Genomic DNA, 26648 nt, shown 5'->3' with positions numbered 1-26648 from the left:
GCTCCCGTTTTTGTAATGAATCGCCAGTGAATAAAAAGGCGCGAGGTTCTGCGCCGGAGTCACTGAAGATTAAGCCGCTGATTTTCGCCAAACAATCCGATAATCGACTGAGTGTTCGTTTATCGAACAGATTGTTATCTGCCTAATGATCACTCCCGCACCGCGTGCGGGAGAGCCGCTGATCGTTCCCACGCTCTGCGTGGGAATGCAGCCCGGGACGCTCCGCGTCCCTTCCGAAGCGGAACGCGGAGCAACCTCTGCGGCCAGTTCGACGTGGGAACGATCCTGCAATGAAACTCAGGTCGCGTCCGCGTGACTGACCAGCCCCTTGATCACCACCGCTGCCGTGGCCAGGCCCGCCGGAATCACCAACGCTGTCAGCACCTGTTCGAAATTCCAGCCCAGGCCCAACAGAGTCGCACCCATCCACGCCCCGAGAATCGCGCCGAACCGGCCGATCCCGAGCATCCATGACACACCGGTCGCCCGGCCCTGCGTCGGATAAAACCGCGCCGCCAATGACGGCATCGCCGATTGCGCGCCGTTGACACACATGCCCGCCACCAGCACCAACGTCGCCAGCAGCGTGATGTTGCCCAGACTCTGCCCCACCGCGTAGGCGAACACCCCGGCCAGCAGGTAGAAAATGCCGATGACCTTGTGCGGATTGAAGCGGTCCATCGCCCAGCCCACGCCGACCGCACTCAACACCCCGCCGAACTGGAACAGCGCGCCGATAAACGCCGCCTGCTCCATGCTCGCGCCGCTGTCGCGCATCAGGGTCGGCAGCCAGCTGGTCAGCAGGTAAACAATCACCAGGCCCATGAAGTAGGTCAGCCACAGCAGCAACGTGCCGACGCTGTAGGTACCGGAGAAAATCACCGCGAACACATTGCGCGCTTTGACGGTTTTCTGTTCCGGCACACTGAAACTCGCAGCCTGAGCGACTATGGCCGGGTCAATGGGGGCGAGGGTCCTGCGCACCTTGTCGGTGCCACGATTGCGCACCACCAGATAACGCGCCGATTCCGGCAGCCAGAGCAGCAGCACCACGGTGAGGATCAGCGGCAGGATCCCGCCGATAAGCAACAGGCTGTGCCAGCCGAATGCCGGGATCAACTTGGCCGAAATAAACCCGCCACCGGCCATGCCCAGGTTGAAGCCGCAGAACATGCTGGTCACCAACAGGGACTTCTTGCGCTCCGGGGTGTATTCCGACAATAGCGTGGTGGCGTTCGGCATGCCGGCGCCCAGTCCCAGACCAGTGAGGAAACGCAGCACCAGCAACTGATCGACGTTGGTGGCGTAGGCCGAAGCCAGGCTGAAGGCGCCGAACAGAAATACCGCGCCGACCAGTACGACTTTTCGCCCGAAGCGGTCAGCCAGCGGCCCGGAACCCAGCGCACCGAAGACCATGCCGATCAGCGCGGCACTCATCACCGGGCCGAGGCTGGCGCGGTCGATGCCCCAGTCCTGGGACAGGGCCGGCGCGATAAAACCCATGGCCGCGGTGTCGAGGCCATCGAGGAACACAATCAGGAAACACAGGATCACCACGCGCCACTGATAGCGCGAGATCGGTTGGGCATTGATGAAGGACTGCACGTCGAGGCAGTGACCTACAGCGGACTGAGGCTGGTTCATTATTTTTATTCCACGCAAGAAAACGCAGTCGAACGGCGGCCGGCCAGAGAGCGGCACGGTCACAACTATATAAGGAAGAAATCAGGCGTTGCGCTAATACCGGCAACAGGAACGGGAGCGGCGACAGTCGGGGAACGTGCGCATGGGAAGTTGCCTCTTGTCATTATTATGGGAGTCGACAATCCGGCGGGCTCATTCAGATTCGCGCCGGATGACGCTGCCGCGACATTAATGATCCGGGGGTTTTAGCGTCAATTCGATAAACGCAACTCTGTGCGTTTATCGAACAGCTTCATCAGGCGAACAACTGCGCACTGAGGTCGCGGCTGGCGCTCAACAGACCGGGCAAAAAGCGCTGCTCCAGCTCGGTGCGGCTGACGCGACCGGCGTGGGTGCTGACGTTGAGCGCGGCCACCACCTGGCCGGACGCGTCGTACACCGGCACGGCAATCGAGCGCAGACCCTGTTCCAGTTCCTGATCGACGATGCACCAGCCCTGCTGCCGGACTTCCTGCAGACATTCGAGCAAGGCGTCTGCGGTGTGAATGGTGCGGCTGGTCTTGGCCACCAGTTCGGCGTGGTCGAGGTATTCGCGCAGCGAGGTGTCGTCCAGCGCCGCCAGCAGAATCCGCCCCATGGACGTGCAGTACGCCGGCAAACGCCCGCCCACCGAGAGGTCCACCGAAATCAGACGCTGAGTGGTCGCCGAACGGGCGATGTAGAGAATGTCGTCGCCTTCCAGCGTGGCCATGTTGCAGGCCTCGTGCAGTTGCTCGCTCATGCGGTCGAGGTACGGCTGGGCCGAGACCGCCAGCGGCGTCGACGACAGATAGGCGTGACCGAGGGTCAGCACTTTGGGCAGAAGCGAATAAGTGCGCCCGTCGGTGGTGGCGTAGCCGAGTTTGATCAGTGTGTGCAGGCAACGGCGCACGGCGGCGCGGGGAATTTCCGTGCGGTGGCTGATCTGGGCGATGGTCAGGTGGCGCTTGCGCTCCTGAAACGCCTGCACCACCGCCAGGCCACGGGCCAGGGAGGTCATGAAATCCGGATCACCAGTCAGGGCCTGGATACGCTTGGCCGGCGAAGCGACGATCGGCGGCGCTACCGAGGTGAAGGAATTGCGCATTTGATCGTTCATGTCAGGTCCTTTTTTCTTGTTCGGATCAACGGCTATACAAACGGCTCGCCGGCGGTTACACAAGCGACAGACCGCCAACACCGGGCGATTATCGAACCGTCGACCGATAATCGCAATCATCCTCTCCTCTTTGGCTGGGCTGTGCAGAGCGGATTTGAACTAGGGAAGCCTGCGGAATTTAAGCGCCTTAGTTGTTCGACTAAATGGCGCCAGAAACCAAACACTGCGCAACAAGGATGCAACTATCGATGAAAGTTGCACGTCACAAAACAATCACACATCCGGAACCGTTTTTAATTTGGCAAAGATAGTCAATCCCGATTCGGCCGCTATAATGCACCTCAGCGACACCGCGCTTTTTTTGCAGACGGTGTCGCTCGCTGGCGCGATGTCCATCGCCGCCAGCCCCGGCCAGCGCCTGATGCTCATTACTGATGCACCGCCAGCGCGCTCGCTGAAACAGGAAACTGATGCTGCGTCAGTTTTAATCTGGTGCCGTAGCCGCCTGCAACATGGAAGTCCTGACCGCTTCCCGACAATAGCGCTGCCTGCACAGGCAAGCGCTTGTTGGCGAACCGGTTAAATCATCCGTTGCAGTGCGTTCACCAGACATTTATCTCAACTCATACAGGTAGCACTGTGACGAAAGACGAACTGCGCGCGGAACTTGAGCGCCAGGAACAACGTTACAAGGAAGTTTACGGCGGGGAAGTCACCACCTACGCCGCCCAGCCCGAACCAGAACGCAAAGCCTGGCGTAAACGCCCTACCGTTCAGGATCAGGTCTTCCAGCAAGAACTGAAAAAAATGGAAGAGGAACTCAAAGCCGAAGAGCCTTGAAGCCGTCCCTTCCATCTTTCGAGGGTAAGCGTACTCACCGGGTTACAAGCACGGTGGACTGACGATGCCTTGCGCGCCCGCTACCCGCGGGCAGCGGCCAACTCCCCTGTATTGCACAGGTTTGGAGCATGTCAGACGTGTTTCCAAGATATTTCATACAAGCTTCTGGCCCCTCCCGACAACCGGCCAACCCGCCGGCTCTTCACGTTTTTCTTAACTGAATCAATGACTTGCAAAACCGCGTAAAAAGCTGGGGTAATGCCCTCTGATACAAATTAATTCGTTGAAGAATGTTACCGATGAGCAGGTAGGGGATCGATTTCCAGTCTTTTCTGGCATAATCGCGCCCCCTTATGACCGGGTCAGAAAACCTTCATGATCGATTTATTCAGCGGACTGGATGCCTGGGTGCTTGTGAGCCTCCTGCTCGCCCTGACATTTGTCCTCGCCTTCGAGTTCATCAATGGATTTCATGACACCGCTAACGCGGTAGCCACTGTTATCTACACCAAAGCGATGCCGCCTCACCTGGCGGTGTTCTTCTCGGGCGTGTTCAACTTCCTCGGCGTATTGCTGGGCGGCGTTGGCGTGGCGTATGCCATCGTGCACCTGCTGCCGGTAGAACTGTTGATCAACGTGAACACCGGCCATGGTCTGGCAATGGTGTTCTCGCTGCTCGCCGCCGCGATCGCCTGGAACCTGGGCACCTGGTACTTCGGTATCCCGGCCTCCAGTTCGCACACACTGATCGGCTCGATCCTCGGTGTCGGCCTGGCCAACGCCCTGATCAACGAAATCCCATTGGCCGACGGGGTCAACTGGCAGAAAGCGATCGACATTGGCGCCTCGCTGGTGTTCTCGCCGATGGCCGGCTTCCTGATCGCCGCACTGGTGCTGATCGGCCTGAAATGGTGGCGCCCGCTGTCGAAGATGCACAAGACGCCGGAACAGCGCCGCAAGATCGACGACAAGAAGCACCCACCGTTCTGGAACCGTCTGGTCCTGGTGATCTCGGCCATGGCCGTGAGCTTCGTGCACGGCTCCAACGACGGCCAGAAAGGTATCGGCCTGATCATGCTGGTACTGATCGGTATCGTGCCTGCGCAGTTCGTACTCGACCTGAACAGCACCACCTACCAGATCGAACGCACTCGCGACGCGACCCTGCACCTGAGCCAGTTCTACAAGCGCAACGCCGATACCCTGGGCGAATTCCTGGCCCTGGGCAAAAGCGTGGAAGGCGACCTGCCGGAGAAATTCCGTTGCAACCCGCAACAGACCGAACCGACCATCGCCGCCCTGCTCGACACGCTCAAAGGTGTAGCTGACTACCACTCGCTGTCCGCTGAAAGCCGCATCGAAGTGCGTCGCTACCTACTCTGCCTGGACGACACCGCGAAGAAAGTCAGCAAACTGCCAGGCCTCGCCGCTCGTGAAAAAGCCGACCTGGACAAACTGCGCAAAGACCTGACCACCACCACCGAATACGCCCCGTTCTGGGTGATTCTGGCGGTAGCGCTGGCCCTGGGCCTGGGCACCATGGTCGGTTGGAAACGCGTGGTACTGACCATCGGTGAGAAGATCGGCAAGCAAGGCATGACCTATTCCCAAGGCATGTCGGCCCAGATCACCACCGCCAGCCTGATCGGCATGGCCAACATCTTCAGCCTGCCGGTGTCCACCACCCACGTCCTCTCCTCGGGCGTGGCCGGCACCATGGTCGCCAACAAAAGCGGCCTGCAAGGCGGCACGGTGAAAACCATCCTGCTGGCCTGGGTCCTGACCCTGCCGGCCACCGTGGCCCTGTCGGCCGGCCTGTTCTGGCTGGCGTCGAAGGCGCTGGGGAGCTGATAGACCGCTGTAATGAAGAAGGCGTGATTCGAAAGGATCACGCCTTTTTTGTTGCCTTCAGAAATGGGACGCAGAGCGTCCCGGGCTGCATTCCCACGCAGAGCGTGGGAACGATCAAATCAACATCCCACGCTTGCCTTTGCCTTTGCTTCCACCACTCAACACGATGAGCGTTAGCTCGAGTAAAGCTTTTGACGTGCCGGCCCCTTCGGAAGGCTGAGTGGAGGGATTTATCCGGGGGTGGGAGCGCAGCGACCGTGCGGCGAAGCCGCATGCATCGAGAGGAGGTGCAGCGAAGCAAACCGTAGGCGATGCCCCCGGATGAATCCCGGAACGAAGGAACGCCGAGCCTCAGCGAGGCGCCGAACGCAGGGGCCCAGCCTTTTGCTTACTTTTCGGCGTTTGGAAAAGTGAGCCGCTGTAAGAGCGGAACCGCCAGCGGCAACACCCGCAGAAACGGATATTCACCCAAAACTCCAAGAGCATGGTCGGCCCAAAGGCCGCCAAGAAGACAAAAAAAAGGGCAACCGAAGTTGCCCAAAATGCCTTGCGTGCTCATCAAACCCGGAAGAATCAAGGCTTCTTGCGCTTGTTCGCATCCTTCCAGATAAAAAATCCAAACCCTGCAAAAAACAGAACCATCAGCCCCACAGTCAGGACCCCGGCAAACACCACGTTATCGAAAAACATGACTGGCCTCCTGGCCCCTGCTCTGCTGCGATGGAGCTAAGTTAACCAATCAGGCAGGCGCAGGAATTGACCGGGATCAATGCCGGTCAATACGCAGAAGAAAGGAGGGAAAATAACTGACCTGCATCAACGGATGCAGAGGAGATCAACGCTTTTTCGGTTTGTTTTTCGGCTTTTTCTTCGGTTTACCCAAAGGCATGGCCTGCTCGAAAGCCTGGCGAACTTCATTCAGGCGCTTCTCGTTGAGGTCATGCACCCGCTTGGCGCGTTCGGTGTTGAGGTCAATCAGCTTGTCGTCTTGGCTCATGGCGTTCGGTGCATCGCTTGGACTGAATCACAACTGCCGGATCTCCGACAGGACTGCGCCAATAATGCGGCCTGACGCAAGCGCTGACCAGCCACTGACCTGAACGCTCTACAACAATTCATGTACCGCCCACCGGATTTGCCCGCACAATCGGCACCTCGCCCTGAACCCGAAGGATCTGCGCCGTGCCCCTGCATCAGGATCTGCCACCGCTGATGGCCTTGCGCGCCTTCGAGGCCGTGGCCCGCCATTTGAGTTTCATCAAGGCTGCCGATGAGCTGTCGGTGACCCAAAGCGCGATCAGCCATCAGGTGCACAAACTCGAAGAATTCCTCGATCAGCGACTGTTCGTGCGCCGCACCCGGGCGATTGATCTGACACCCGCCGGCGAACATTACTACCGGCAGATCGAACCGGCCCTCGCTGCGATTGCCGCCGCCACCCTCCACCTGCGCGGCGAACGCCCCACCAACCTGCGCATCGGTCTGCTCGCCTCTTTCGCGACCCTGTGGCTGGCACCGCGTCTGGCGGATTTCAACGCGAAATACCCGAACATCCATGTCGAACTGCTGCCCGCCGTGCAACTGGCCGACGTCGACGCAGGCGAGGTGGATCTGGCGATCCGCTACGGCAAGGGCGGCTGGCCGAAAGTCGAGGCCCGCCGGTTCATGGGCGAAACCCTGATGCCGGTATGCAGCCCGGCCTTCAAGGCCAAGGGCGTGAGCAACGGACCGTTGCTGATGGCCAAATCGCGCCAGCCATTTGAATGGATCGACTGGCAGCAAAACAGCGGCATCGATCTGGCTCATGTGCCCAGCGTCATGCTGCACGACTACAACATCGTCGTCGAAGCGGCCGTCGCTGGTCAGGGCATTGCCATGGGCCGTCAACGAATGATCGAACGGCGGATCAAGGACGGCGCGTTGGTGCCAGCCTTCGACACGCCGCCGATGCTCGGCGAGATCGGTTATTGGCTGGTCACCCCGCAACGCCCGCCCACGCCGGCAGTGCAAAGTTTCTGCGAGTGGCTGGAGGAAACGGCCAACGCATGAGTTTTTTGGATGCGTCGGATTAAATCTATCCGTTTGTCGCCCTCCGCTCGCGCCAACATGCTGAAGCCCTCACTCAGGAGGACTTCCCATGACCGATTCCCTCAGCCAAAGTGTGCAACAACTCGGCCTGCGCCTGCCCGAACCGAGCCAGCCGATCGCCAATTACGTCAACCATGTGCTCAGCCAGAATCAGTTGTTCATCTCCGGGCAGATTCCATTGCTCGACGGCAAACCTGCGTTCATCGGGCGTCTGGGCGAAGCGATTTCCGACGAGGAAGGAGTTAAAGCCGCTGAACTGGCTGCCCTGGGCCTGCTCGCCCAGTTGAGCCATGCGCTGGGCGATGACCTGTCGAAACTGGTGCGCATCCTGCGCCTCGGGGTGTTCGTGGCCGCCACGCCGGACTTCAAGGCTCAGGGCGCCGTCGCCAACGGCGCCTCGAACCTGCTGGTCAACGCCCTCGGCGACAAGGGCCGACACGTGCGCACCGCGGTCGGCGTGGCGAGCCTGCCGGCCGGCGTTGCGGTGGAAATCGACGCGATCTTCGAGCTCAAGCCGTGAACAACGATGACCTCTCGCGCCTGCGCGCCGTCACCCCCGGTTGCGCTCAGGTGTTCCACTTCAACCACGCCGGCGCCTCGCTGCCAAGCCAGGCCACCCTCAATGCAGTGATCGAACAGCTGCAACGCGAAGCGCTCGGCGGGCCAATGGAAGCGGCGGACAACCGGGTACAGGAACGCGCGCGCAACGCGGCCGCCGCCCTGCTCAACGCTGAACCCGAGGATGTCGCCTTCGCCAGCAGCGGCTCGGCGGCCTGGAGCCAGGCGTTCAACGCGCTGGGGCCGTGGCAGCCCGGCGAGCGGATTCTGGTGGGCCGCCATGAATGGGCCGGCAATCTGGCGTGCATGGCCGAAGCGGTGAAGGCCGGCGCGCGGCTCGAAGTGATTCCTTGTGACGCCCACGGGGCAGTCGACCCGCAAGCCCTGGCGCAGATGATCGACGGCCAGGTCCGCCTGATCGCCCTGACCTGGCTGCCGGCCAACGGTGGCCTGATCAACCCCGCCGCGCAGATCGGCAGCGTGGCGCGGCGTCACGGCATCCCTTATTTCATCGATGCCGGTCAGGCGCTGGGGCAGTTGCCTTGCGATGTTCAAGACTTGCAGTGCGACGTGCTCAAGGGTGCCGGACGCAAGTTCCTGCGCGGGCCGCGCGGCACGGCGTTGATGTACATCCGGGCGCAATTTCTGCAACGACTGCTCCCCGTGCACCGCGATGTATTGTCGGCGCCCTGGGATGGCAAGCGCTTTACCCTGCGTGACGACGCCCGCCGCTTTGAAACTAGCGAGGTGTCGCTGGCGCTACTGGCCGGGCTGGCCAATGCGCTGGAGGAGCACAATCGCCTCGGCGCGTTCGCGATCCGCCAACGCATCGCACACCTGAGCAATGGACTGCGCCAACGCCTGAAGGCGATTCCCGGCCTGACGCTGCGGAATCTTGGCGCGGCCAATCAACAATCCGGGCTGATCGCCTTCACGCTGGAAGGCTGGGACAGTGTTGCGCTCAAACAGACATTGGCCGAACGACGAATCAACATCGGCGCCAATGGCGTGGCCTACACTCCGCTGGACATGCAGGCGCGCGGGCTGACGAATATCGCGCGGGTCTCGGTGAGTTACTTGAACACACAAGAAGAGATCGACGTGCTGCTGGAAAATTTGATGGAGCTGGCAACCCGGCCTCAGATTTCGATGTCGACCCAAAGCCCCTGACGTGGCTGATCTTCCATCAGCGGCGCCACCGGAACGGTGTTGTCGGCATTCAATTCGGTGCCGGGCACGGCAAGGTGCGCTTCCGGGTCGTCGTCGGCTTCGCGGCGCCGGCGATCGCGTTCCTGCTGGCGGCGCTGCTCTTCGCGCAGCAGATAGCCGTCCTCTTCCGGGTCGCGCTTTTGCAGGTCGATGGTGCTTTCGTTGGAGCTTTCCTGCACCGGCACCACAGGGGGAATATCCGGTCGCTGGCGGATCGGATCCTGCTGGGAGGTGATCGGCACGGCGCTCAGGGGGAGCATCGGTGGCAGCATATGAAGGGTCTCCTGTCAGCAGGTTATCGGCGGCGCCAGGGGGGCCTTGAGCCATCGGTCGCAAACTTGTGACCGGTTTGGCACTCAGGGGTGCCGCAACATCCCGTAAAACCGATGCATGACCTAATCTTCCCTGCAATTGGCCGATTGCGGTTAAAAGCCGGGCCGAGGCTCCTTATCCTTTGGCCTCGAGCCCTCATTCCGTTAAGATAGCCCGCTTTTTCAAGGTGGGAGTCAGGCAGCATGGCGCAGCAGTATCAACCGGGGCAACGCTGGATCAGTGACAGCGAAGCAGAGCTTGGTTTAGGCACCGTTCTGGCACAGGACGGCCGCTTGTTGACCGTGCTTTACCCGGCCACTGGCGAAACTCGCCAGTACGCGCTACGGAATGCGCCCCTCACCCGCGTGCGGTTCTCGCCGGGCGATTCGATCACTCACTTCGAAGGCTGGAAGATGACTGTCCAGCAGGTCGACGACGTCGACGGCCTGATGGTCTACCACGGCCTCAACGCGCAGAACGAAGCGGTCACCCTGCCGGAAACCCAACTGTCGAACTTCATTCAGTTCCGTCTGGCCAGCGACCGTCTGTTCGCCGGCCAGATCGACCCGCTGGCGTGGTTCTCCCTGCGTTATCACACCCTGGAACACACCAGCCGCCAGTTGCAGTCTTCGCTCTGGGGCCTGGGCGGCGTGCGCGCACAACCGATCGCCCACCAGTTGCACATTGCCCGTGAAGTCGCCGACCGCATCGCGCCGCGCGTATTGCTGGCAGACGAAGTGGGTCTGGGCAAGACCATCGAAGCCGGTCTGGTGATCCATCGCCAGCTGCTGTCGGGCCGCGCCAACCGCGTGCTGATCCTGGTGCCGGAAAACCTCCAGCACCAATGGCTGGTGGAAATGCGCCGCCGCTTCAACCTGCAGGTCGCGCTGTTCGACGAAGAACGCTTCATCGAAAGCGATGCCACCAACCCGTTCGAAGACACCCAACTGGCCCTGGTGGCACTGGAGTGGCTGGTCGACGATGAAAAGGCGCAGGACGCCCTGTTCGCTGCCGGTTGGGACCTGATGGTGGTCGACGAAGCCCACCACTTGGTGTGGCACGAAGACAAAGTCAGCCCGGAATATTCGCTGGTTGAACAGCTGGCCGAGGTCATTCCCGGCGTGCTGCTGCTCACCGCCACCCCGGAACAACTCGGTCAGGACAGCCACTTCGCCCGTCTGCGCCTGCTCGACCCGAACCGTTTCCATGACCTGGCCGCCTTCCGCGCCGAGAGCGAAAACTATCGCCCGGTGGCCGAAGCCGTTCAGGAGCTGCTGGACAAGGGGCGCCTGTCGCCGGCCGCGCACAAGACCATCCACGGTTTCCTCGGCAACGAAGGTGAAGCCCTGCTCACCGCCGTCAACGATGGCGACACCGAAGCCAGCGCCCGCCTCGTGCGTGAACTGCTCGACCGCCACGGCACCGGCCGCGTGCTGTTCCGTAATACCCGCGCCGCCGTGCAGGGCTTCCCGGAGCGCAAGCTGCACCCGTACCCGCTGCCGTGCCCGGACGAATACCTCGAACTGCCGCTGGGCGAACACGCCGAGCTGTACCCGGAAGTCAGCTTCCAGGCCCAGCCGGACGCCAGCGAAGAAGAACGCTGGTGGAAATTCGACCCGCGCGTCGAGTGGCTGATCGACCAGCTGAAAATGCTCAAGCGCACCAAAGTGCTGGTGATCTGCGCCCACGCCGAAACCGCGATGGACCTGGAAGACGCCCTGCGCGTGCGCTCCGGCATCCCGGCCACGGTGTTCCACGAAGGCATGAACATCCTCGAGCGTGACCGCGCCGCCGCCTACTTCGCCGACGAAGAGTTCGGCGCGCAGGTGCTGATCTGCTCGGAAATCGGCAGTGAAGGTCGCAACTTCCAGTTCGCCCACCACCTGGTGCTGTTCGATCTGCCGTCGCACCCGGACCTGCTGGAACAGCGGATCGGTCGTCTCGACCGGATCGGCCAGAAGCACATCATCGAACTGCACGTGCCGTACCTGGAAACCAGCCCGCAAGAGCGCCTGTTCCAGTGGTACCACGAAGCGCTGAACGCGTTCCTCAACACCTGCCCGACCGGCAACGCCTTGCAGCATCAGTTCGGCCCGCGCCTGCTGCCGCTGCTTGAAGAAGCCGACGATGGCGAGTGGCAAGCGCTGATCGACGAGGCGCGCACCGAGCGCGAACGTCTGGAAGCCGAGCTGCACACCGGTCGCGACCGTCTGCTGGAGCTCAACTCCGGCGGCGCCGGCGAAGGTGAGGCGCTGGTCGAGGCCATCCTCGAGCAGGACGACCAGTTCGCCCTGCCGATCTACATGGAAACCCTGTTCGACGCCTTCGGCATCGACAGCGAAGACCATTCGGAAAACGCCCTGATCCTCAAGCCGAGCGAGAAGATGCTCGACGCCAGCTTCCCGCTGGGCGACGACGAAGGTGTGACCATCACCTACGACCGTAACCAGGCGCTGTCGCGCGAAGACATGCAGTTCATCACCTGGGAACACCCGATGGTGCAGGGCGGCATGGACCTGGTGCTGTCCGGTTCGATGGGCAACACCGCCGTTGCGCTGATCAAGAACAAGGCGCTCAAGCCAGGCACTGTTTTGCTGGAATTGCTCTACGTCAGCGAAGTGGTTGCCCCGCGTTCGCTGCAATTGGGCCGCTACCTGCCGCCGGCCGCACTGCGCTGCCTGCTCGACGCCAACGGCAACGACCTGTCGTCGCGCGTGGCGTTCGAAACCCTCAACGATCAACTGGAAAGCGTGCCGCGCGCCAGCGCCAACAAGTTCATCCAGGCCCAGCGCGATCAGCTGACGCCACGGATCAACGCCGGTGAAGACAAGGTCACTCCGCGTCACGCCGAGCGTGTGGCCGAGGCCCGCCGCCGTCTGGCAGCCGACACCGACGAAGAACTGGCACGCCTGACCGCGTTGCAGGCGATCAACCCGACCGTACGCGACAGCGAACTGGATGCCCTGCGCAAGCAGCGCGAACAAGGTCTGGCAATGCTCAACAAGGCAGCGCTGCGACTGGAAGCGATCCGGGTGCTGGTGGCGGGTTAGACCGTCCTGCTCCATCGCCAAAAACGAAAAGGCCCGCAGTGATGCGGGCCTTTTTGTTTGCCTGTCCCCCCGCCGATCGTTCCCACGCTCCGCGTGGGAATGCCTCAAGGGACGCTCCGCGTTCCAGCTCTCGAATGGGACGCAGAGCGTCCCGGGCTGCATTCCCACGCAGAGCGTGGGAACGATCAGGCGATGCAGGTCATCAAGCGGTAACGGCCTGACTCTGCGGCTCAACCACCGCCACCAGCCCGTCCTTCATCCGCTTCGCATCCCGCACAAAACAGCGCGAGGCGAGGAACAGGAACACCATGGTCAGGAACAGCGCCACCGGGATCAGGTACATCGCATCATGCAGACCGACGGCCTTGAACGCCTCGGTCATCTGCTCGGCGCCCGCCGAGGCCATCGCCGACTTGGCGAAGTGATCCGACAAACCGCCGACCACCACCGGCCCCAGACCACCGCCGAGCAAATACAACCCGGCAAAGAACAGCGCCATCGCCGTGGCCCGCAGGCGTGGCTCGACCACGTCCTGAATCGCCGTATACACGCAGGTGTAGAAGTTGTAGGCGAACAGCCAGCCAACGCTGAACACTGCGACAAACACCCCGATCTCGATGCGCCCGGCATGCAGCGCCCACGCCGTGCACAGGGTCGAGATGATCAGGCTGAACGCGGCAAACAGCAGTCGCCCGTTGGCCACCCGTTGGTGAATCTTGTCGGCTATCCAGCCGCCGAGGGTCAGGCCGATCAGCCCGGTCACACCGACGATTACCCCGGTCGCCACCGCCGCTTCCTGCAACGGCATCAGGAAATAACGCTGCAGCATCGGCACCAGGAACGAGTTGCAGGCGTAGGTCGCAAAGTTGAAGCACAATCCGGCCATCACCAGCCACAGGAAGGTCGGAATGGCGAGGACGCGGCGAATCGGCCTGTCGACTTTCTCCTGGGACACCTGCACGGTTTCCGCCGCGCCGCGCTTGGGTTCCTTGATGAAGAACATGAACACCGCCAGCACCAGCCCCGGCACGGCGGCGATGAAGAACGGCGCGCGCCAGCTGTCGAACGCCTTGACCATCCAGCCGATGGTGAAGAAGGCCAGCAGCAGCCCCAGCGGCAGGCCGAGCATGAAAATGCCCATGGCCCGGGCCCGGCGATGGGCCGGGAACAGGTCGCCGATCAGCGAGTTGGCGGCGGGCGCGTAACTGGCTTCACCGATGCCGATGCCCATGCGCACCAGCAGAAAACTCCAGAAACTGCCGACCAGACCGTTGACCGCCGTCAGCGCGCTCCAGGTCGCCAGGCCCCAGCCCATCAGTTTGCTGCGCGAACCGGTGTCAGCCATGCGCCCCAGTGGTAGCCCGGCAATTGCGTAGACCAGAGTGAACGCAGTGCCGACGATCCCCAGCTGAAAGTCGCTGAGGTGCCATTCCATGCGGATCGGCTCGATGATGATCGCCGGGATGGTGCGATCGAAGAAGTTGAACAGGTTGGCAAGGAACAGCAGGAACAGAATGCGCCAGGCATTCGCCGCTTGGGTCGAGTTCTGCATGGGTCCGTCTCTTTATTGTTATTGGGGCTTCACTGCCAACGCATCCGAGCCCGGAACCTGCAATCTAGTCACGCTCGTCGGGGCTGTCTGTGATCATTCGCAAGCCTGATGACGGGCCATGGCCGTGTAACGAAACGTAAGCCCTTGAAATGCTTCGAATCCCCCGAAAACCGGGGGTTTTGCGGAAAAATCCGGCAATGAAAAAATACTTTCTCGCCCCCCTTCCCAACGCCGTGGCAAAGCCTAGAATGGCCGCCGGATCCGTCCGGATCCTGCCGATCAATCCCTTTGATACCCCCGCCCATGTCCGAAGTCAGTCCGTGTCTGAATTGCGGTGCCTGCTGTTCCCATTTTCGTGTTTCTTTTTTCTGGGGTGAATGCGCATCCTCCGGCGGGACCGTGCCCGATGAACTGGTCACTCAGATCACGCCCAGCCGGGTCGCGATGATCGGTACCGACCGCAAGGCGCCGCGCTGTACCGCGCTGGAGGGCGAAGTCGGAAAAGCCGTGAGCTGCACGATCTACGACAAGCGTTCCAGCCCCTGCCGCGAATTTGAAGCCTCGTGGGAAAACGGCGAACAGAACACCGACTGCGACAAGGCCCGTGCCCGTTTCGGCCTGCCGCCGCTGCAACCGCACTGGAACGAAGTCGCCTGAGTTCAGATGTTTCAACGCTTAGCGCCAAACGCTATGACACTAATGCCAAAATCATTAGCACCAATGTGCCACTACCGCTTGCACGCTAAAAACCGCCTCTATACTGCAAACATTCGCCTGCGTTGATGACGCAGTAAGGACGCACTCAGAAACGGGGCATGCTATGGAGTGGCTTGGTTTGCAGTTTGTTGCCGAGCAGCCGGAGAGCGGGCAGGTCATCCTCAATTGCACACACAATCCCCTGCTGGTGCTGGTGGCCTACCTGGTCGCCTGCGCCGCGAGTTTCGCCACCCTCGACATGGCCGAACGGGTCGCCCACGCTGAAGAGCCCGGCTCGCAGCGGATATGGCGCTGGATCGGTGCCACCTGTCTGGCCGGCGGCATCTGGGCCATGCACTTCATCAGCATGCTGGCGTTCCAGGCGCCGATCGGCATTCAGTACGACCTGCCCGTGACCCTGTTTTCCCTGGTGATCGCGCTACTGGCGTCCTGGCTGGCGATGCATACCCTGAGCACGCCCCAGCCGAGCCTGCTGCAGTACCTCAAGACCGCCATCGTCATTGGTCTGGGCATCGCCGGCATGCACTACGTCGGCATGGCCGCCATCGAATCCGCCGCCTCGGCTTACTACGACCCCACTCTGTTTCTGGCCTCGATCGTGATCGCGATCGGCGCCAGCTTCGCCGCACTGTGGGTGGCCGGTTATCTGCGCGAAGGCAGTGGCCTGCACATCCAGATGCTCAAATACGTGGCGGCGCTGATTCTCGGTGCGGGCATCCTCAGCATGCATTTCACCGGCATGGCGGCGCTGCAACTGGTGCTGCCCGAAGGGCAACTGCCGACGCTGGCGTCGCAAACCAGCCATTTGCAGTTGGGCCTGACCGTCGCGCTGATCACCTTGCTGATTCTTGGCAGCGCCATCAGCGCCGCATTGGCCGACAAGAAGCTGCAGAACAAGGAGCACGATCTGCGCCGGGTCAACGCCCTGCTCAGTCAGCTCGATCAGGCACGCATGTCGCTGCAGCACGTGGCCAACTACGATGCTCTGACCAACCTGATCAACCGGCGTGGCTTCAATCAGATCTTCGCTGAAAAACTCAGCCAGAAAACCAGCGAAGGCGGGATGCTGGCAGTGATGTTTCTCGACATCGACCACTTCAAACGCATCAACGACAGCCTCGGCCATGACGCCGGCGACGAACTGCTCAAAGTCATTGCCCAGCACATCAAGGGCTCGGTGCGCAGCCATGAAGATGTGGTGGCGCGGTTCGGCGGCGACGAGTTCTGTATCCTGATCGGTCTGCGCGACCGTGAAGAGGCGCGCAACCTGGCCCAGCGCATCATGCTCAAGATGAAAGAGCCGATCGAACTCGCCGGACGACGCATGGTGATGACCACCAGCATCGGCATCAGCCTGTTTCCCGAGGACGGCTCCACCTGCGATGAACTGCTCAAGCACGCGGATCTGGCGCTGTATCAGTCCAAGGGCGCCGGGCGCAACGGCGTGCATTTTTTCGATTCCAACCTGAAGAACCGCGCCAGCCTCGAACTGCAACTGGAAGAAGAACTGCGCCACGCTCTGCGTCAGGAGAACGGTCTGTTGCTGTATTACCAGCCGATCTTCGAACTCAAGACCGGCAAGGTCACCAAGCTCGAAGCGCTGATCCGCTGGCAGCACCCGGTGCACGGCCTGCTCACCCCGGATCGATTCATCGCCATCGCCGAAAACAACGGGCTGATTGCCGAGCTCGACAACTGGGTCCTGCGCAAGGCCTGTGAGGACCTTGGCGAGCTGTCGCGCCATGGCTGTGAAGAGCTGAAGATTGCCTGGAACTGCTCACCGCTGAATCTGGCCCGGGAAGAACTGGCCAATGAAATCGAGCATGCCTTGCGCAGCGCCGGGGTCGCGCCTGAACGGCTGGAACTGGAAGTCACCGAAAACGCCTTGATGGGCAACATCGCCAACACCCTGGTGTTGTTGCGACAGATCCGCGCCCTCGGCGTGTCACTGTCGATCGACGACTTCGGCACCGGCTATTCGTCGCTGGCCTACCTCAAGCGCCTGCCGCTCAACACACTCAAGGTCGACCGCTCGTTCATCCTCGACATTCCCAAGGCCACCGCCGACATGGAGATCGTCCAGGCGATCATCGTCATGGCGCACACCCTGCACTTGCAGGTGGTCACCGAAGGCGTCGAAAGCCTGGAGCAATACGAATTCCTCGAGCGCTCGGGCTGCGACTTCATTCAGGGTTACCTGCTCAGCCGCCCGGTGCCACTGGCCGAACTGCGCCCGGTGCTGGAGGAAATCAACCAGCGCAAACACGCGCACACGGTCAATCCGCTGAGTCTGGCTCGCGGTACATTTGCACCAGTGTCGCTGGATCCTTCTGCAAAAAACCTTGTGCCCCATGCAGGCGCATCAGTTGTGCGGCCAATCCGCTGATTGGCGTGGCCGAGCCGGTTTCCCGGGAAAACTTCACTGCGGTATCCAGATCTTTCAGCAGCGTGCGCACGTGCCACTTCACCGGCTCGAAACGGCTTTCGGCCATTTGTGGGGCGAGGATCTGCAGCGGTCTGGAATCGGCAAAGCCACCGGCCAGCGCCTCGGCGATCAGGCTGGCATCAACCCCGGCCTGCTCGGCCAGCGCCACCACTTCGGCGATCACCAGGGCGTTGCAGGCGACGATCATCTGATTGCAGGCCTTGGTCACCTGACCGGCGCCGACGCCGCCCATGTGCGTGACGCGCTGCCCGAGTTCGAGCAATACCGGTCGCACGCGATCAAGATCCGCTGCATCACCGCCCACCATGATCGCCAGACTGCCGGCCTCGGCCCCGACCACTCCGCCGGACACCGGCGAATCGAGCCAGGCCATGCCTGTCTTGTCGGCCAGTTCAGCCGCCATCTCACGGGTCGCCGTAGGTTCGAGGCTGGAAAAATCCACCAGCAACTGACCGGGTTTCGCCCCTTCGGCCACGCCGGCCGGACCGAACACCACCTCGCGCACCACCGCCGTGTCCGCCAGGCACAGCATCACCACGTCAGCCTGTGCACAGAGTTCAGCGGGGGTCGCCACCTGCCGGGCGCCGGCCTCGACCAGCGGCGCGCACTTGGCCGGGTTGCGGTTCCACACGGTCAGCGGGTAACCGGCGGCCAGCAGACGGCGGCACATCGGCAGGCCCATCAGGCCGATTCCGGCAAAACCCAACGAAGGTCGCGTTGACATCATTTAGCCTCCTTTTGATTAAAGATCGCCGAATAATGGCCGATCCATCATCAATCAGGAAAGGATTCCCCCGCGCGGCACTCAGGCCATACCCCTGACGCACGGGCCAAATACGCGCAGAAAAAAGACGCGAGATTCCCATTCCGTGAGGTTCGACGACAGCGGTCGTTGAACCAACCAGTCCAGGTAGATGGCGCTCAATGACTTCTAAAAACAATCCGGCCACTGCGGTATCCGATCTGACTCTGAGCCCTGCGGCGAACAGCCCTGCCCCGATGAAGCCATTGCCCCCCTCGCGCCCGCTGGGCACCCAGCAATACCTGTACTTCACCGAAACCAACACCGACCGCATCCTCGACAACCTCGATGGCTTGCGTGACCTGGTGTTCCCGCGCCCGCCGCACCTGGAAGGCGACAACGAACAGCACAACGATCAGGAATTCCCGTCGGTGTGCCTGATCGGCCTCGGTCGCTGCGGCTCCAACATCGCCCTCGACGTGGCGGAGCTGGTGTACAACGCGCGCAAGTTCTACCTCAACGAATTCAACAACGAGGATCGCGCGGCTGACCGTCGCCTGGCCTCCGACAAAGGCTACAGCCCGGCCCAGTGGATCAAGCAGAATCTGCGGATCGGCCCGAACAAGTCGACCAAACCGGTGTTCCTGGTAGAACCGCTGGTGATGCTCGGCGACCTGGACAAGGACATTGCCGGGCGTATCCGCTTCTCGCGCAAGGGCGAAAAGAGCGGTTTCCTGCGCGACTACAGCAAGATGAAGATCATGGACTTGTCGGAAGTCCACGCCGGTGGTGCCGGTAACGCACCTATTCTCGGCCAGTATCTGGCGAAGATCATCCTGAACAAGGACACCCAGCGCTTCTCCAGCCCTGACTGGAAAATGATCCACTCGTACCTGATCGACAGCTGCGGCATCAAGGCCAACCAGTCGCGCCTGTATTTCTCGATCTTCAGTGCCGGCGGCGGTACCGGTTCGGGCATGGCCTCGGAATTCGGCCTGGCCCAGCAGCACTCGTACATGAACAAGACGTTCGACACCAAGCCGATGGACGAGCACGACGGCAAGAGCGGTCATTCGTTCGTGTTCGAGCCGATCTTCACCAGCGGCATCTGCGTGCTGCCGAACATTTCCGACCACCGCAGCGAAATGTCCGAGGCGCTGCACATCAACGCCGGTCGCCTGCTGTGCAAATACCTCTCGGAAGAATGGGATTTCTCGTACAACTTCGCCAATGAAGACAGCAGCGAAGCCAGCGTCATGGGCCGTATTCGCCCATGGAACGCGATGATGCTGATCTCCAACGACATCATGCGTTACGCCGAAGAGAGCGATGACGGCAACATCCAGAACATTGATGTCAACGCGATGGAGAAGCACGCCAACCAGTACATCTCGCAGCAGATCTTCAACATTCTGACGGCCCAGGCGGTTACGACCGACTACGACCAGAACTATTTCCGTCGCGCCGGGATCGACATCGGCGAGACCATTCGCCTGGACGCCAACGACCTGTTCATGAGCCTGGCCGGCCCGGTGGCGATTGCCTATGCAGAATCGGTAGTGCCGGAAACCCCGCCGCCAAGCAGCGACAAGTTCAAGGTGTTCGACAAAGAGCCGCAGCGTCTGAACATCGACGACCTGTTCTTCCGCTCGATCGACCTGCCGCACTTCAACAAAGTGACCCAGGCCATCGAAGGCATCAGCCTGCTGCCGATCGAGTCCAAGCGCTATCGCGCGTCGCTCGAGCAGTACAAGAATTCCGGTTACGACGCGGCCGCGCTGCATGACCTGCACTTCTTCAAGAACTGCTCGTCGGTGGTCTCGATCGTTTCGCTGCCGAAAGACTACAAGCTGTCATACATGGACCTGAACCGGTTGAAGACCCACCTCAACAGCCTGTTCCCCAACACCACGCTCAAGCGCTACGCGCTGGTGATCGGTGCGTCCGCCAACTTGTCGCTGACCACCCTGATCGCCAAGAGCCCGTGCCTGTCGGACGACTTCCTGACGCTGATCGTGGCGTTCATCAAGCGTTGCTTCGCCAAAACCCCATACCGTTTTGACGAGACCCTGGACAACTCGATCCTCGATTTCATCATCCAGGAAGAGTTCGACGAAGACCGCATCGACGACCTGCTCAACGAATTCGAGAACCCGGCGAAGATCCTCGATACCAACTGGTACGCGATCAAGCCGATGTACGAGAAGAAGTACCGCGAACTGATCAACGACAAAGAGAAGTTTGTCTCGATCAATGACATTCGCCTGTCGCGCGATTGCGTGAAGAAGTCGATCAAGTACCTGCGCGAGATCTACCGTCACCGGATAGGCAAGACCAAGGTTATTTCCCTCAATAACCATACTGGCAAGTCTTACTCGGTCTGATCGAAGACCGGGTCGCCCCCATCGCTGGCAAGAGAGCTCCCACAGTTTTCGTGGTGTCCACAATATTCGTGTTCACTTGAACCCTGTGGGAGCTGCGGTGCGACGATTCGACTTGCCAGCGATGAGGCCCCGAAATTCACTGAAGATTTCAGCCTTTCCAACATCCCGAAACAATTAAGCAGCCGTTAGGCTGCTTACTAAACTGTGCCCGTTACGTTTACGTCACCGTTATGCCACCCATGCTTGTGGCATTTCTCTACGGCAACGTGCCATCACGCTACTCCGCTACACACTTTTTGCCGACATGCACTCGCACCAACAAGGTGCAACCCGTCAGGCCGCTGCCCTTTCCTGGACCAGGATCCATGGCCGGACCACCACCGCCCACATCTCGGGATCACGCTCGAAAATATCCAGCGCCCGCGTTTCAGACAGCTTGGCGACCTTGTCTTCGGCCAGCCAGGCGGCGACTTTCTCGCCCTGATCCGACGCCACGGCCTCGGCGACCGCGATCAAATCCAGACCGGGGTCGACCCACAATAGGGCACCCTGGGCGTAGAAGCGCTCCAGCTCTTTCCAGGTAATAGATGCGGTTTCACCAAGCAGCTTGGCATAGAGGGTGCTAGGTTCTTGATTCATGGGGCTGTCCGGAAAAGAAATCGGCGCGAATGATAACGTCGGTGGTTCGGCAGAAAAACCCGGTTGCAAAAGGTCGTACCGAACGAAAAGAGCAGGAACGCCAAGGAATGCTGATGATTGGGCATAAGCCCTCTGAACGTCCCGCCGCAATTCTGTCTTTTTCTTTCATTAAAGCGACACCCTCAGGTTTTGCCCCCTGGCGCCAGCTTCCCAGGCCAACAACCGGCGCTCTACACTGTACCGGTACAGTTGCCGGGGGCTTTTCCGGAGGGTATCGCCTAGATATCTGTCCCGGTTCTGCTGCTACGGCGTCAGGACTCTAAAAAAATACAACAGTAAGAGTGGAGCACTATGACTAAGGCTACTAAGCAGATTTCCAAACTGTTTGCCGCTATGGTTCTGGCCGGGGTTGCCAGCCATTCGTTCGCAGCTGACACCATCAAGATCGGTATCGCCGGCCCTAAAACCGGTCCAGTAGCCCAGTACGGCGACATGCAGTTCAGTGGCGCGAAAATGGCCATCGAACAGATCAACGCCAAGGGCGGCGTCGACGGCAAGAAGCTCGAAGCCGTTGAATACGATGACGCCTGCGATCCGAAACAAGCGGTAGCGGTTGCGAACAAGGTCGTCAACGACGGCGTCAAGTTCGTGGTCGGTCACCTGTGCTCCAGCTCTACCCAGCCTGCTTCGGACATCTACGAAGACGAAGGCGTGATCATGATCACCCCGGCTGCCACCAGCCCGGACATCACCAACCGTGGTTACAAAATGGTGTTCCGCACCATCGGTCTGGACAGCGCCCAAGGCCCTGCCGCCGGTAACTACATCGCCGATCACGTGAAGCCGAAAATCGTCGGCGTGCTGCACGACAAGCAGCAGTACGGTGAAGGCATCGCCACCGCCGTCAAATCCACCCTTGAGAAGAAAGGCACCAAGGTTGCCGTGTTCGAAGGCGTCAACGCCGGCGACAAGGACTTCTCCGCGATCATCGCCAAGCTCAAGCAAGCCAACGTCGATTTCGTCTACTACGGCGGCTACCACCCGGAGCTGGGCCTGATCCTGCGTCAAGCCCAGGAAAAAGGCCTGAAGGCCAAGTTCATGGGTCCGGAAGGCGTGGGTAACGACTCGATCACCCAGATCGCCAAGGACGCGTCCGAAGGCCTGCTGGTGACCCTGCCGAAGTCCTTCGACCAGGATCCGGCCAACGTGGCCCTGGCCGATGCATTCAAGGCCAAGAAAGAAGACCCGAGCGGTCCGTTCGTGTTCCCGTCCTACTCGGCAGTTGAAGTGATTGTCGGCGGTATCGCTGCGGCCAAGTCCGAAGACCCTGCCAAAGTGGCTGAAGCCATCCACGCCGGCACCTTCAAGACCCCGACCGGCGACCTGAGCTTCGACGCCAAGGGCGACCTGAAGGACTTCAAATTCGTGGTCTACGAGTGGCACAACGGCAAACCTAAAACCGAAGTGTCGCCTCAGTAAGGCGCTGCCTGACTGACTGCCAATAAAGCCCACGGCGTGCCGTGGGCTTTGTTTTACGAATGTATTGGGCCGCGCTGGCGTGATCCGCCAGTCTCCCCACCTGAAAATCTCAAAACCGTCATCAGCGGTTCGCTGGCAAAACCCGGATTCGAAGTGGATAAAGATCCACGGGACCGGGCGGGAAAATGACTCCACCAGTGAAATGCGTATCAGGTTTTTAGGAGCGCTGTAATGCCTGACATCTATCACTTCTTCCAACAGCTGGTTAACGGCTTGAACGTTGGCAGCATGTATGCCCTGATCGCCATCGGCTACACGATGGTCTACGGCATCATTGGAATGATCAACTTCGCCCACGGCGAGGTGTACATGATCGGTTCCTACGTGGCGTTCATCGCCATCGCCGGGCTGACCATGATGGGACTCGAAAGCGTCCCGCTGTTGATGACCGTGGCGTTCATCGCCAGCATCGTTGTCACCAGTTCCTACGGTTACAGCATCGAACGCATTGCCTACCGCCCGTTGCGCGGCAGCAACCGTCTGATCCCGCTGATTTCCGCGATCGGTATGTCGATCTTCCTGCAGAACACGGTTCTGCTGGCGCAAGACTCCAAGGACAAAGCAATCCCCAACCTGATTCCGGGCAACTTCGCCTTCGGCCCGGGTGGCGCACATGAAGTGCTGATTTCCTACATGCAAATCGTGGTGTTCGTGGTGACCCTGATCGCCATGCTCGGCCTCACGCTGTTCATCTCCCGCTCTCGCCTGGGCCGCGCCTGCCGCGCCTGCGCCGAAGACATCAAGATGGCCAACCTGCTGGGCATCAACACCAACAACATCATCGCCCTGACCTTCGTCATCGGTGCTGCGCTGGCGGCCGTCGCGGCCGTGCTGCTGAGCATGCAATACGGCGTGATCAACCCGAACGCCGGTTTCCTGGTCGGCCTCAAGGCCTTCACCGCCGCGGTACTGGGCGGAATCGGCAGCATCCCCGGCGCCATGCTCGGCGGGCTGGTGCTCGGGGTGGCGGAAGCCTTTGGCGCCGATATCTTCGGCGACCAGTACAAGGACGTCGTGGCGTTCGGCTTGTTGGTTCTGGTGCTGTTGTTCCGTCCGACCGGCATTCTGGGCCGTCCGGAGGTTGAGAAAGTATGACTAGGAATCTTAAACAGGCGCTGTTCAGCGCCTTGCTGGTCTGGGCCGTGGCCTATCCGGTACTGGGTCTGAAACTGACCATCGTCGGTATCAACCTGGAAGTGCACAACACCAGCCCGGCCATTCTGGCGACCATCGCGATCTGCTCGGTGCTGATGTTCCTGCGGGTGCTGTTCAACCAGCAGATCAGCAAGGCGTGGCGTTCGTCGCCGGGCATGCCGCTGATCCCGGCCAAGGCCAGCAACTTCCTGACCCTGCCGACCACCCAGCGTTACTTCATCATCGCGCTGATCATCGGTGCGCTGGTGTGGCCGTTCTTCGGCTCCCGCGGCGCAGTGGATATCGCGACGCTGATCCTGATCTACGTGATGCTCGGCCTGGGCCTGAACATCGTGGTCGGTCTGGCCGGTCTGCTCGACCTGGGTTACGTCGGCTTCTATGCCGTCGGCGCCTACAGCTACGCGCTGCTGTCGCACTACTACGGCCTGAGCTTCTGGATCTGCCTGCCGATTGCCGGCCTGATGGCGGCGACGTTCGGCTTCCTGCTCGGCTTCCCGGTGTTGCGTCTGCGCGGTGACTACCTGGCGATCGTGACCCTCGGCTTCGGGGAAATCATCCGCCTGTTCCTGCGTAACCTGACCGACATCACCGGCGGCCCGAACGGCATCAGCAACATCGAGAAACCGACGTTCTTCGGCCTGACCTTCGAACGCAAGGCTGCGGAAGGCCTGCAAACCTTCCACGAGTATTTCGGCCTGGAATACAACTCGATCAACAAGGTGATCTTCCTGTACCTGGTTGCCCTGCTGCTGGCGCTGGCTGCGCTGTTCATCATCAACCGCCTGCTGCGCATGCCGATCGGCCGTGCGTGGGAAGCGCTGCGTGAAGATGAGATCGCCTGCCGCGCGCTGGGTCTCAACCCGACCGTGATCAAGCTGTCGGCGTTCACCTTGGGCGCGAGCTTCGCCGGTTTCGCCGGCAGCTTCTTCGCCGCCCGTCAGGGTCTGGTGACGCCGGAGTCGTTCACCTTCATCGAGTCCGCCATCATCCTCGCCATCGTGGTGCTGGGTGGCATGGGCTCGCAGCTGGGCGTGATTCTCGCGGCCGTAGTGATGATCCTGCTGCCGGAAATGATGCGTGAGTTCAGTGAGTACCGCATGTTGATGTTCGGCGCCCTGATGGTGCTGATGATGATCTGGCGACCTCAAGGTCTGCTGCCCATGCAACGTCCTCACATGGAGCTGCGCAAATGAGCCGCGAGATCCTGAAAGTCGAAAATCTGAGCATGCGCTTCGGCGGCCTGCTGGCGGTCAACGGCGTGGCCCTGACCGTGAAGGAAAAACAGGTGGTGGCACTGATCGGGCCGAACGGCGCCGGCAAGACCACCGTGTTCAACTGCCTGACCGGTTTCTACCAGCCGTCGGGCGGCAGCATCCTGCTGGACGGCGAGCCGATCCACGGCCTGCCGGGCCACAAGATCGCCCTCAAGGGCGTAGTGCGCACCTTCCAGAACGTGCGGTTGTTCAAGGACATGACGGCGGTCGAGAACCTGTTGATCGCCCAGCACCGTCACCTGAACACCAACTTCCTGTCCGGCCTGTTCAAGACCCCGGCGTTTCGCAAGAGCGAGCGCGAGGCCATGGAGTTCGCCGAATACTGGCTGGAAAAGGTCAACCTGAAAGAGTTCGCCAACCGCCCCGCCGGCACCCTGGCCTACGGTCAGCAGCGTCGCCTGGAAATCGCCCGCTGCATGATGACCCGTCCGCGGATCCTCATGCTCGACGAACCGGCCGCCGGCCTGAACCCGAAAGAAACCGAAGACCTCAAGGCGCTGATCAGCGTGCTGCGTGAAGAGCACAACGTGACCGTGCTGCTGATCGAACACGACATGAAACTGGTCATGAGCATTTCCGACCACATCGTCGTGATCAACCAGGGCACGCCCCTGGCCGACGGTACGCCGGAACAGATCCGCGACAATCCTGAAGTGATCAAAGCCTACCTGGGGGAAGCGTAAATGCTGCAGTTCGAAAACGTTTCCACCTTCTACGGCAAGATCCAGGCCCTGCACAGCGTCAACGTCGAAGTCCGCCAGGGCGAGATCGTGACCCTGATCGGCGCCAACGGTGCCGGCAAGTCCACCCTGCTGATGACGCTGTGCGGTTCGCCGCAGGCCCACAGCGGCAGCATCCGCTACATGGGTGAGGAACTGGTCGGCCAGGACTCGTCGCAGATCATGCGCAAGAGCATCGCCGTGGTGCCGGAAGGGCGTCGGGTGTTTGCCCGTCTGACCGTCGAAGAAAATCTGTCCATGGGCGGATTCTTCACCGACAAGGGCGACTATCAGGAACAGATGGACAAGGTTCTCGGACTTTTCCCACGCCTGAAAGAACGCTTCAACCAGCGCGGCGGCACCATGTCCGGCGGCGAACAGCAAATGCTCGCCATCGGCCGTGCGCTGATGAGCAAGCCCAAACTGCTGTTGCTCGACGAGCCGTCGCTGGGCCTGGCACCGATCATCATCCAGCAGATCTTCGACATCATCGAACAACTGCGCAAGGACGGTGTGACGGTGTTCCTGGTCGAACAGAACGCCAACCAGGCGCTGAAAATCGCTGACCGTGCGTACGTTCTGGAGAACGGCCGGGTGGTGATGCAAGGCACCGGTGAAGCGCTGCTGACCGACCCGAAAGTACGCGAGGCGTACCTCGGCGGTTGATGGATCGCTTCAAACAGAAAACGGCCTTCGGGCCGTTTTTTTGTGCCCGGCAAAAAATCTTTTATTGATCGCTGTAACGCATCCCCAAGTCGTTTCTCTAGTAGGGCAAGCAAGCGCAATCGCTT

General features: G+C 60.9%; 23 protein-coding genes. 14 read left to right on the top strand and 9 right to left on the bottom strand.

Annotation, left to right across the window (positions count from 1 at the left end; genetic code table 11):
- Nucleotides 1-297: 297 nt before the first annotated feature.
- From CAF77_RS20420 to CAF77_RS29385, 3 genes are all read right to left on the bottom strand, one after another.
- Complete coding sequence (locus tag CAF77_RS20420; RefSeq protein ID WP_064382955.1) at nt 298-1644, bottom strand: MFS transporter; 1347 nt, start codon at nt 1642-1644, stop codon at nt 298-300.
- A 295-nt stretch (nt 1645-1939) separates the two neighbouring features.
- Nucleotides 1940-2782: a pca regulon transcriptional regulator PcaR gene (pcaR, locus tag CAF77_RS20415; RefSeq protein ID WP_011332816.1), complete on the bottom strand. Its 843-nt coding sequence runs from the start codon at nt 2780-2782 to the stop codon at nt 1940-1942.
- 273 nt (nt 2783-3055) lie between these two features.
- Nucleotides 3056-3211, bottom strand: a complete 156-nt coding sequence (locus tag CAF77_RS29385; RefSeq protein ID WP_170929005.1) for a hypothetical protein — start codon at nt 3209-3211, stop codon at nt 3056-3058.
- A gap of 210 nt (nt 3212-3421) precedes the next feature.
- Between CAF77_RS29385 and CAF77_RS20410 the strand changes: the two genes are divergently transcribed.
- Together CAF77_RS20410 and CAF77_RS20405 are read left to right on the top strand one after the other, a co-directional pair.
- Nucleotides 3422-3622 (top strand): hypothetical protein, encoded by a 201-nt coding sequence (locus tag CAF77_RS20410; protein ID WP_007957826.1) that lies wholly within the window; start codon nt 3422-3424, stop codon nt 3620-3622.
- Nucleotides 3623-3997: 375 nt separating this feature from the next.
- Complete coding sequence (locus CAF77_RS20405; RefSeq protein WP_011332813.1) at nt 3998-5473, top strand: inorganic phosphate transporter; 1476 nt, start codon at nt 3998-4000, stop codon at nt 5471-5473.
- A gap of 573 nt (nt 5474-6046) precedes the next feature.
- On the opposite strand, the gene ccoM is transcribed toward CAF77_RS20405, so the two are convergent.
- Together ccoM and CAF77_RS29380 are read right to left on the bottom strand one after the other, a co-directional pair.
- Nucleotides 6047-6163 carry a cytochrome c oxidase subunit CcoM gene (ccoM, locus tag CAF77_RS29630; protein WP_007959205.1) on the bottom strand — a complete coding sequence of 39 codons (117 nt, stop codon included), beginning with the start codon at nt 6161-6163 and terminating at the stop codon, nt 6047-6049.
- Nucleotides 6164-6308: 145 nt separating this feature from the next.
- Complete coding sequence (locus tag CAF77_RS29380) at nt 6309-6470, bottom strand: hypothetical protein (RefSeq protein ID WP_007959203.1); 162 nt, start codon at nt 6468-6470, stop codon at nt 6309-6311.
- A gap of 185 nt (nt 6471-6655) precedes the next feature.
- Between CAF77_RS29380 and CAF77_RS20400 the strand changes: the two genes are divergently transcribed.
- From CAF77_RS20400 to CAF77_RS20390, 3 genes are all read left to right on the top strand, one after another.
- Complete coding sequence (locus CAF77_RS20400) at nt 6656-7522, top strand: LysR substrate-binding domain-containing protein (protein WP_064382954.1); 867 nt, start codon at nt 6656-6658, stop codon at nt 7520-7522.
- Between the two features lie 88 nt (nt 7523-7610).
- Complete coding sequence (locus tag CAF77_RS20395; RefSeq protein WP_064382953.1) at nt 7611-8081, top strand: RidA family protein; 471 nt, start codon at nt 7611-7613, stop codon at nt 8079-8081.
- A complete protein-coding gene (locus CAF77_RS20390) occupies nt 8078-9289 on the top strand; it encodes an aminotransferase class V-fold PLP-dependent enzyme (protein ID WP_064382952.1) in 1212 nt (403 codons plus the stop codon). The genes CAF77_RS20395 and CAF77_RS20390 overlap by 4 nt, the downstream gene beginning before the upstream one ends.
- Here CAF77_RS20390 and CAF77_RS20385 read toward each other — a convergent pair.
- Nucleotides 9259-9600, bottom strand: a complete 342-nt coding sequence (locus CAF77_RS20385; protein ID WP_007959194.1) for a hypothetical protein — start codon at nt 9598-9600, stop codon at nt 9259-9261. The genes CAF77_RS20390 and CAF77_RS20385 overlap by 31 nt on opposite strands.
- A 243-nt stretch (nt 9601-9843) precedes the next feature.
- Here CAF77_RS20385 and rapA point away from each other — a divergent pair, with 243 nt between their 5' ends.
- Nucleotides 9844-12690 (top strand): RNA polymerase-associated protein RapA, encoded by a 2847-nt coding sequence (gene rapA, locus CAF77_RS20380; protein ID WP_064382951.1) that lies wholly within the window; start codon nt 9844-9846, stop codon nt 12688-12690.
- 202 nt (nt 12691-12892) lie between these two features.
- Here rapA and CAF77_RS20375 read toward each other — a convergent pair whose 3' ends face one another.
- A complete protein-coding gene (locus CAF77_RS20375; protein WP_064382950.1) occupies nt 12893-14242 on the bottom strand; it encodes an MFS transporter in 1350 nt (449 codons plus the stop codon).
- 303 nt (nt 14243-14545) lie between these two features.
- On the opposite strand from CAF77_RS20375, the gene CAF77_RS20370 reads away from it, so the two are divergent.
- Together CAF77_RS20370 and CAF77_RS20365 are read left to right on the top strand one after the other, a co-directional pair.
- Nucleotides 14546-14899 (top strand): YkgJ family cysteine cluster protein, encoded by a 354-nt coding sequence (locus tag CAF77_RS20370; RefSeq protein ID WP_064382949.1) that lies wholly within the window; start codon nt 14546-14548, stop codon nt 14897-14899.
- A gap of 163 nt (nt 14900-15062) precedes the next feature.
- Complete coding sequence (locus CAF77_RS20365) at nt 15063-17345, top strand: bifunctional diguanylate cyclase/phosphodiesterase (protein WP_085655641.1); 2283 nt, start codon at nt 15063-15065, stop codon at nt 17343-17345.
- On the opposite strand, the gene CAF77_RS20360 is transcribed toward CAF77_RS20365, so the two are convergent.
- Complete coding sequence (locus tag CAF77_RS20360) at nt 17236-18132, bottom strand: NAD(P)-dependent oxidoreductase (RefSeq protein WP_170929004.1); 897 nt, start codon at nt 18130-18132, stop codon at nt 17236-17238. The genes CAF77_RS20365 and CAF77_RS20360 overlap by 110 nt on opposite strands.
- Before the next feature lie 197 nt (nt 18133-18329).
- Here CAF77_RS20360 and CAF77_RS20355 point away from each other — a divergent pair, with 197 nt between their 5' ends.
- On the top strand, nt 18330-20531 hold the full coding sequence (locus CAF77_RS20355) for a hypothetical protein (RefSeq protein ID WP_011332804.1): 2202 nt from the start codon (nt 18330-18332) through the stop codon (nt 20529-20531).
- A 333-nt stretch (nt 20532-20864) separates the two neighbouring features.
- Here the strand turns inward: CAF77_RS20355 and CAF77_RS20350 are convergent, their stop codons facing one another.
- Nucleotides 20865-21170, bottom strand: coding sequence for a DUF2288 domain-containing protein (locus CAF77_RS20350; protein WP_085655640.1), 306 nt, complete (start codon nt 21168-21170; stop codon nt 20865-20867).
- Nucleotides 21171-21521: 351 nt separating this feature from the next.
- Here CAF77_RS20350 and CAF77_RS20345 point away from each other — a divergent pair, with 351 nt between their 5' ends.
- From CAF77_RS20345 to CAF77_RS20320, 5 genes are all read left to right on the top strand, one after another.
- On the top strand, nt 21522-22649 hold the full coding sequence (locus CAF77_RS20345; RefSeq protein WP_064382946.1) for a branched-chain amino acid ABC transporter substrate-binding protein: 1128 nt from the start codon (nt 21522-21524) through the stop codon (nt 22647-22649).
- A 231-nt stretch (nt 22650-22880) separates the two neighbouring features.
- Nucleotides 22881-23804 (top strand): high-affinity branched-chain amino acid ABC transporter permease LivH, encoded by a 924-nt coding sequence (gene livH / locus CAF77_RS20335; protein WP_007959165.1) that lies wholly within the window; start codon nt 22881-22883, stop codon nt 23802-23804.
- Entirely contained in the window at nt 23801-25057 is a 1257-nt protein-coding gene (locus tag CAF77_RS20330; protein ID WP_064382945.1) for a high-affinity branched-chain amino acid ABC transporter permease LivM, read from the top strand. The genes livH and CAF77_RS20330 overlap by 4 nt, the downstream gene beginning before the upstream one ends.
- Entirely contained in the window at nt 25054-25821 is a 768-nt protein-coding gene (livG, locus tag CAF77_RS20325) for a high-affinity branched-chain amino acid ABC transporter ATP-binding protein LivG (RefSeq protein ID WP_007959160.1), read from the top strand. Before CAF77_RS20330 ends, livG begins: the two co-directional genes overlap by 4 nt.
- Nucleotides 25822-26523, top strand: a complete 702-nt coding sequence (locus CAF77_RS20320; protein ID WP_003222380.1) for an ABC transporter ATP-binding protein — start codon at nt 25822-25824, stop codon at nt 26521-26523.
- Nucleotides 26524-26648: the final 125 nt, after the last annotated feature.

This window comes from Pseudomonas sp. R15(2017) (assembly GCF_002112685.1).
Classification (GTDB): domain Bacteria; phylum Pseudomonadota; class Gammaproteobacteria; order Pseudomonadales; family Pseudomonadaceae; genus Aquipseudomonas; species Aquipseudomonas glycinae.
Note: the sequence above shows the minus strand (reverse complement) of the source record. Positions and strands in the feature narration are given on the sequence as shown.

Coding starts and splice junctions, on each gene's coding strand:
- CAF77_RS20360 (WP_170929004.1), bottom strand. CDS start 18,132: ATGATGTCAACGCGACCTTCGTTGGGTTTTGCCGGAATCGGCCTGATG.
- CAF77_RS20365 (WP_085655641.1), top strand. CDS start 15,063: ATGGAGTGGCTTGGTTTGCAGTTTGTTGCCGAGCAGCCGGAGAGCGGG.
- CAF77_RS20420 (WP_064382955.1), bottom strand. CDS start 1,644: ATGAACCAGCCTCAGTCCGCTGTAGGTCACTGCCTCGACGTGCAGTCC.
- CAF77_RS20385 (WP_007959194.1), bottom strand. CDS start 9,600: ATGCTGCCACCGATGCTCCCCCTGAGCGCCGTGCCGATCACCTCCCAG.
- CAF77_RS20405 (WP_011332813.1), top strand. CDS start 3,998: ATGATCGATTTATTCAGCGGACTGGATGCCTGGGTGCTTGTGAGCCTC.
- CAF77_RS20375 (WP_064382950.1), bottom strand. CDS start 14,242: ATGCAGAACTCGACCCAAGCGGCGAATGCCTGGCGCATTCTGTTCCTG.
- CAF77_RS20370 (WP_064382949.1), top strand. CDS start 14,546: ATGTCCGAAGTCAGTCCGTGTCTGAATTGCGGTGCCTGCTGTTCCCAT.
- CAF77_RS20330 (WP_064382945.1), top strand. CDS start 23,801: ATGACTAGGAATCTTAAACAGGCGCTGTTCAGCGCCTTGCTGGTCTGG.
- rapA (WP_064382951.1), top strand. CDS start 9,844: ATGGCGCAGCAGTATCAACCGGGGCAACGCTGGATCAGTGACAGCGAA.
- livH (WP_007959165.1), top strand. CDS start 22,881: ATGCCTGACATCTATCACTTCTTCCAACAGCTGGTTAACGGCTTGAAC.
- livG (WP_007959160.1), top strand. CDS start 25,054: ATGAGCCGCGAGATCCTGAAAGTCGAAAATCTGAGCATGCGCTTCGGC.
- ccoM (WP_007959205.1), bottom strand. CDS start 6,163: ATGTTTTTCGATAACGTGGTGTTTGCCGGGGTCCTGACTGTGGGGCTG.
- CAF77_RS20320 (WP_003222380.1), top strand. CDS start 25,822: ATGCTGCAGTTCGAAAACGTTTCCACCTTCTACGGCAAGATCCAGGCC.
- CAF77_RS20350 (WP_085655640.1), bottom strand. CDS start 21,170: ATGAATCAAGAACCTAGCACCCTCTATGCCAAGCTGCTTGGTGAAACC.
- CAF77_RS20345 (WP_064382946.1), top strand. CDS start 21,522: ATGACTAAGGCTACTAAGCAGATTTCCAAACTGTTTGCCGCTATGGTT.
- CAF77_RS29385 (WP_170929005.1), bottom strand. CDS start 3,211: ATGAGCATCAGGCGCTGGCCGGGGCTGGCGGCGATGGACATCGCGCCA.
- CAF77_RS20355 (WP_011332804.1), top strand. CDS start 18,330: ATGACTTCTAAAAACAATCCGGCCACTGCGGTATCCGATCTGACTCTG.
- pcaR (WP_011332816.1), bottom strand. CDS start 2,782: ATGAACGATCAAATGCGCAATTCCTTCACCTCGGTAGCGCCGCCGATC.
- CAF77_RS20395 (WP_064382953.1), top strand. CDS start 7,611: ATGACCGATTCCCTCAGCCAAAGTGTGCAACAACTCGGCCTGCGCCTG.
- CAF77_RS29380 (WP_007959203.1), bottom strand. CDS start 6,470: ATGAGCCAAGACGACAAGCTGATTGACCTCAACACCGAACGCGCCAAG.